This is a genomic window from Roseiarcus sp. (assembly GCF_049514155.1).
Classification (GTDB): Bacteria; Pseudomonadota; Alphaproteobacteria; order Rhizobiales; family Beijerinckiaceae; genus Roseiarcus.
The window spans coordinates 1-4,772 of record NZ_JBEKVH010000221.1 but is presented as its reverse complement, the minus strand read 5'-3'; the positions used below and the strand labels follow the sequence as shown (position 1 = coordinate 4,772).

Annotated in this window: 5 protein-coding genes; all 5 read left to right on the top strand. The window is 62.9% G+C overall.

Annotated features, from left to right (window positions below; genetic code table 11):
• Positions 1-64: 64 nt before the first annotated feature.
• Entirely contained in the window at positions 65-703 is a 639-nt protein-coding gene (locus ABSF49_RS20170) for a TetR/AcrR family transcriptional regulator (protein ID WP_424114424.1), read from the top strand.
• A gap of 191 nt (positions 704-894) precedes the next feature.
• Positions 895-1,839: an NAD(P)-dependent oxidoreductase gene (locus tag ABSF49_RS20165; RefSeq protein WP_424114423.1), complete on the top strand. Its 945-nt coding sequence runs from the start codon at positions 895-897 to the stop codon at positions 1,837-1,839.
• Between the two features lie 119 nt (positions 1,840-1,958).
• Positions 1,959-2,876 carry a carotenoid biosynthesis protein gene (locus tag ABSF49_RS20160; RefSeq protein ID WP_424114422.1) on the top strand — a complete coding sequence of 306 codons (918 nt, stop codon included), beginning with the start codon at positions 1,959-1,961 and terminating at the stop codon, positions 2,874-2,876.
• A gap of 132 nt (positions 2,877-3,008) precedes the next feature.
• On the top strand, positions 3,009-4,136 hold the full coding sequence (locus tag ABSF49_RS20155) for a hypothetical protein (protein ID WP_424114421.1): 1,128 nt from the start codon (positions 3,009-3,011) through the stop codon (positions 4,134-4,136).
• A gap of 363 nt (positions 4,137-4,499) precedes the next feature.
• A partial coding sequence (locus ABSF49_RS20150; protein ID WP_424114420.1) for a PLP-dependent transferase occupies positions 4,500-4,772 on the top strand: 273 nt, incomplete at its 3' end.

Below are 4,772 nucleotides of genomic sequence, written 5' to 3'. Positions count from 1 at the left end.
GCCCTTAATCGGGGCGGCTGCCGTATCCGATTGATATCAACAGATCCCGAAACGAGGTCATCGAATGGCGCGAGCTAAGCGGGCCGGCTCTTCTGCGCGACGGACGCCTCGCCAGCAACGCTCCGTCCAAGCTGTCGAGGCGATCTTTGAGGCGACGGCGCGATTGATAGAAGGCCAAGGCCTTGAAGCGCTGACGACGGCACGAATTGCTGAGGTCGCAGGCTACGGAGTCGGTACGGTTTACGACTATTTCCCGTCCAAGAACGCCATCCTCGTCGCATTGGCGCGCAACGAACTCGGAAAGACCTCGGCTGCGGTTCAACGGGCGCTGCAACAAGCGGATGCTGGGGCTCCGGCGACCGCGACGCAAAGGGCGATTCGCGCCATGATCCGAGGTTTCGGCGGGCGTCGGCGTCTTCGCGGCGCACTATTGGGCGTCATGATCGCGCAGGGCCACGCGGCGGAGTTGGCGCGCTCGGTCGAGATGATCGTCGGGTTTCTTCGCCGACAAGAGGCGCCGGTCGATGGCGCCGATTTGACCCGCATCCTGCCCGAGCGGCTTTACGTGTTGTCGCGCGCCATCGTCGGCGTCATTCGTGCCTGGGCGATGGAGGGCGGCGCCCAAGTCAGTTCGCAGACCTTGGAAATCGAGCTCACGGAATTGGTGCGGAGCTACGTCGAGCATCGCCTTTTGCGGACCTAGACGCGCCGACCGCAGCTCGGCAGGTCGCCCGCTGTCGGTAGACGCAAAACCCGAGTGACGTTCGCGCTCCACCACGGCGTCTTTCGGCGAAGGACGTCGCGTGGGGCCGCAAAAGCTATATACAGCAATGGCTTATACTCGGCCGCAAGCGAGCCGATAGCGCGCGGCCAAAGCCGACTTTCGCAATCCGAATGAATGTCGGATTATTCGGCGTCGTCATTTCGGCGACGCGCCAAGAAGGTCGAGGGTCGGCGATGAAGTCTCCTGCGGAATTGACGGTCGCCTTTATCGGACTGGGCAAGATGGGCGTCGCGATGGCTGCGAACATCCGCCGGGCCGGTTATTCGTTAGCGGTCTGGAACCGCTCCGCGGATAAGGCTGCGCCGCTCATCGCGCTCGGCGCGAGGCTTGCCAAGACCCCGGCGGCTGCGGCGGCCGACGCTGACATCCTGATTTCGAGTCTGGCTGACGACGACGCGGTGAAGGCCGTTGTGTCGGAACCGGACGGCGTTCTGGCGGGCCTGCGGCCCGGCGCCGTTCACATCGGCACAAGCACCATATCGCCGACGCTGTCCGATGAACTGGAACGGATGCACGCGGCGGCCGGACGCTGCTACATCGCCGGTCCGGTCGTCGGCCGGGTTCCCGCCGCTGAGGCGGCTCAGCTGCTGACCTTTGTCGCCGGCGACGCCGAGCGGATCGGGGCTTCGCGTTCCGTCATCGCGTCCTACGCGCCGATGATTTTCGTTGTCGGCGAGCGCGCAAGCCAGGCGTCGATCGCCAAGCTCATCGCCAATTTTCTCGGCGCCTCGGCCTTGGATCTGATCGGTCAATCGCTTGCATGGGCGGAGAAGTCGGACCTTCCGTCGGCGCTGGTCCAGCAAATGTTGTCCAGTTTTTTTGCCAACCCGGCGACGCGCGAATACGTGACCAAGATCAGCGAGCGCGACTTTGACGCCGTCGGCTTTACCGCCTCCGGCGGGCTCAAGGATGTCAAACTGATGATCGCCGCCGCACAGGACGTGAATCTACGGCTGTCGAGCGCCGAGGCGCTGCGCAGCAAACTCGAGGCGTCGATCGCGCGCGGCTGGCAGGACAAGGATTGGAGCTGTCTCACCGACATCGACCGTCGCTAGCCGGGAAATGGGCGGGCCAGCCCAGTGCTGGACGGCAGGTGGTAAATCTCCCAACCGACGGGACGCGGGTTGTTCGTCCCTCGCTATCGGAATGAGTTTGGCTACACGATGGGTGTTAAATGACAACGGATCTCCGGACGGATTCAGCAACGCAGAGAGCCCGTCCTTGGGCGACGCCGCTGCTCTGGACAGTAGCGGCAGCAAGCGTCATCTCGCATGTGGCGACCGTTGCGTTGCATCTGCCGCAGGGCGTGGGCGGCGCCCTGATCGCATCGACACTTACGCTATTCGGGTTGCTGCACGGCGCGTTGACCTACGGCTTGCGCGGCATCCTGATCTTCTTGCTCATTTGTCTGGGAGTGAGCAACGCGTTTGAGAATCTCAGCATCATGACGGGCTTCCCATTCGGCTGGTACCACTACAGCGACGCCTTGGGCCCCAAACTATTCCTTGTGCCTCTGCTGATCGGGCCAGCGTATTTTGGCATGGGCTATCTCTCGTGGGCGTTAGCGCGCGCCATTCTCGGCGACGAGGACGGCAGATTGCTTGGTCTGCGGTCGTTCGCAACGCCGGTGATCGCAAGTTTTATCATGGTGTCCTGGGATCTCACGATTGATCCGATGGCGTCGACGATCAATGGCAGTTGGGTATGGCGCGACGGCGGGAGCTATTTCGGCGTGCCTGTGAGCAATTTCCTGGGATGGTATCTGACGGTGTACGTATTTTTCCAAAGCTTTGCTTTGTACGCCAGAAGCCGGTCTGCTTCGGACGTGAAAGCGCCCGGATACTGGATCACGCCGCTATTGGCGTACACGTCAATCATCATTGCTCCCGTCCTGAGCTTAATTCTCAACACTGAACCGTCCACCGTTTTAGCTGATCCTGTCGGACACCAGTGGCAGACGCACGATATCCGATCGGTCGAAGCATTGGTGTGTCTCTTCACGGCTTTGCCCTTCTGGATTCTCGCGGTCTTCAAGACCGGAGCGGCTGGCCGCCCAGGCAACCACCGAGAGAGCCCGCTCACTGACCAGTGAGCCGAGTGTCGGTCTGCCGGGCGGTCAAATCCGCACGGAGCACAACCGTCGGCGCGGTACGAGGCGACTCTCAAGTCCCAAAGTTACGTTCGCGCTGAACGGCGACGCGGCGCACTATGCACGGAGACGAGCATGACGAATTCGAGTAGGGCTAAGTTGGCGAGCGTCGCGTTGGGCGCGCTTGTCACGGCATGCAGCCCGCAAACGGCGCCGACTTCCGGCGATGCAAGGCTTCACCTCGCGGCAGCCCCGGAGGACTTCAAGACCCTCGGCATCGGAACGGAGATCGAGGTCCGGGAAGATGGACGGCGCACGCCGAAGACCTCGGACTATTTCGAGTGGTGGTATTTCGACGGGTTGCTCGACGACGGGACCGTGGTGGTGGTCTGGTTCGGCGACAATTGGCTCTACGGATCGCAAAAGAGGGCGGTGGATTTCGAACTGACGCCGCCAGGAAAGCCGACCCGGCGCGTCATGCGAACCTTCGATGACCCCGGAGCATTTGCGACTGATCAAGCCAACATTCAGATTGGTCCTCACAGCTTCAAAGGCAATCTGCAAACCTACGCCATTCATGTGGACGCCGCCGAAACCGGCGGCGTGGGTTGCGATCTGGTTCTGCGCCGCAGGGTCGCTTCCTACCGCCCTGCAACTGGCTACGACGAGGTCGGGGACAGGTTCTTCGCGTGGCTGGTGGCTGTACCGGAGGGCGCTATAACGGGCACGTTGACTGCTGACGGCGTGACTCGACAAGTCACGGGCAGCGGTTATCACGATCACAACTGGGGTAATGTTTCTCCAGCCGATCTATTCGACAACTGGTGGTGGGGGCGCGGCCAAAGCGGCGGCCACACGATCATCGCAGCCGATATCCATGGTAAGGCCGCGGTCGGGGGGACGGATATTCCACTCCTCTTCGTCGCTGACGATCACGGGGTGCAGGTCAACGCCTACGGGTCGGACCTAACGGCGGTAGCGAGCGGCCCCGTACGCCATCCCGATCCAAACCATGAGCGCCCCATCGACTCGGCTGTCTCCTTCGCGACCGCTGACGGAAGTCGGGCCGAATTCAAGATTTCAGATCGTCTCCTGACGTCCAGCAGCCTTCTTTCGGACCAATCGTTCGTCAAAAAGGCGGTCGCCGCAATCATGTCGATGAAGCCTTGGTACTCGCGCTTCGTGAGCCCGATTACGCTCAAGCTACCGGGAGAATCTCCGCATGAAGGCGAAGGCACGCTGGAGTATTTCGAGCTGAAATGAGATCGAGCAGGCGTGCAGGCGGCTGTCCGTCGACCGCAAGCTTGAGTTTGTGACCTGACGGTTGAGAGCGATTGTGACGCCTCGCAGCAGCGAACGTCAGCTTCGATGTTACGGTCGCCCGACGCTGCCTGTCCGCTCTCGGCCAATCCCGGCCATTCGAGCTGCCATCGTAACGTCCGTTCGGGTCGAACTCTGCGCTCACACACCGCGGCACCCGGCGTTTCGTTTGGCGCGGGCCCCCGTGCCCGCGATCCGCTCCGCTGGCGCGCGGCTCCGCGCCTGCCAATCGCCCTGCCCGCGACTTCGCCCGCGCTTCCCCTCCCCGCCCGAATTTGTCACCATGCCGCGCGCCAAGGAGACGCCATGACCGCCGTCGACGAACCCGGTTTTTCCACCTTGTCGATCCACGCCGGCGCCCGGCCCGATCCGACCACCGGCGCGCGGGTCACGCCGATCTGCCAGACGACCGCCTTCGTCTTCGACGACGTCGACCACGCCGCGTCGTTGTTCGGCTTGCAGGCGTTCGGCAACATCTACACCCGCATCACCAACCCGACGACCGCGGCGCTGGAAGAGCGCGTCGCCGCGCTCGAGGGGGCGCCGGCCGCGCTCGCCGTCGCCTCGGGCCACGCGGCG